Origin of the sequence: Brevibacterium sp. 239c (assembly GCF_900169365.1) — a bacterium.
Lineage (GTDB): Bacteria > Actinomycetota > Actinomycetes > Actinomycetales > Brevibacteriaceae > Brevibacterium.
Genome location: NZ_FXZH01000059.1, coordinates 1 through 1,392 on the forward strand (window position 1 = coordinate 1; position 1,392 = coordinate 1,392).

General features: G+C 56.3%; 1 protein-coding gene. It reads left to right on the top strand.

The genetic code is table 11. The features are described 5' to 3' along the window. Positions 1-10: 10 nt before the first annotated feature. Positions 11-1,392 (top strand): FAD-dependent oxidoreductase (locus BSP239C_RS20335; RefSeq protein ID WP_101575103.1); only part of this gene is annotated, 1,382 nt, incomplete at its 3' end.

The following is a 1,392-nucleotide window of genomic DNA, read 5'->3' on the forward strand; positions in this document are numbered from 1 at the left end:
TCCCTTCCGTGTGGCTATTGTGGGTGCCGGTCCTGCCGGGATCTATGCGGCCGATCTGTTGACTAAGGCTGAGCGTGACTTCGAGGTCAGTATTGATCTCTTTGAGCGTTTGCCGACTCCGTTCGGTTTGGTCCGTTACGGTGTGGCTCCGGATCATCCTCGGATCAAGGGCATCATCAACGCTTTGATCAAGGTCCTCGACCGTGGTGATATTCGTTTGTTCTCCAACGTGGAGTACGGGGTAGACATCAATCTCGAAGAGTTGACTGATCGCTATGATGCGGTGATCTTCTCTACCGGTTGCTTCATTGATGCGTCTTTGAATCTGCCTGGTGTGGATCTGCCTGGTTCGTATGGTGCTGCTGATTTCGTGAATTGGTATGACTCGCATCCGGATGTGGCTCAGACCTGGCCCCTGGGTGCTGAGAAGGTTGCTGTCATCGGCAATGGCAACGTTGCTCTCGACGTGGCGCGGGTGTTGGCGAAGCAGGCCGATGATATGCACACGACTGAGATTCCTGATCACGTGTATGAGGGTCTGAAGTCGTCTCGGGTTACGGATGTGCATGTGTTTGGTCGTCGGGGTCCGGCCCAGGCGAAGTTCACTCCGCTGGAGTTGCGTGAGCTGGGGCATGTCAAGGATGTCGATATCATCGTCTATCCCGAGGACTATGAGTTCGATGATGGGTCTTTGGCTGCGATTGAGTCGAATAATCAGACGAAGCAGGTTGCGAAGACTCTGACTGATTTCACGATGCGTGAACCGGTGGGGGCTAAGCGTCGTCTGCATCTGCATTTCTTGCATTCCCCGGTTGCGATCCTGGGTGAGGATCGGGTGACGGGTCTGCGTACGGAGCGGATGGAGCTTGATGGCAGTGGTGGTGTGGTTGGTGCCGGTACGTTCCATGATTGGGACATCGATGCCGTGTATCGGGCCATCGGGTATGCGGGTACAGCGCTGCCGCAGTTGCCTTTCGACTCGAGCAGGGGAGTTATCCCGAATCATGAGGGTCGCGTCGTCGACGCGGATGATCAGCAGGTCTCTGCGCAGGCGGATGTGGTCCAGGGTGTGTATGCCACTGGTTGGATCAAGCGTGGTCCGGTGGGTTTGATTGGGCATACGAAGGGTGATGCTCTGGAGACGATTGGTCATATTTTGGATGATCGTTCTGCTGGTGTGTTGACTGAGCCGGTGTACCCAGATGACAGTGCCATCGTTGAGTTGTTGGAGTCTAAGGGTGTTGATTATGTGGATTGGGAGGGGTATCACCGTGTGGAGTCGGCGGAGAAGGCTCTGGGTGAGGCTGAGGGGCGTGAGCGGGTGAAGATCGCGACGCGTGAGGGCATGTTGGCTGAGGCGCGCAGTCATCTGCAGGCCGAAGCCGCCAGCCA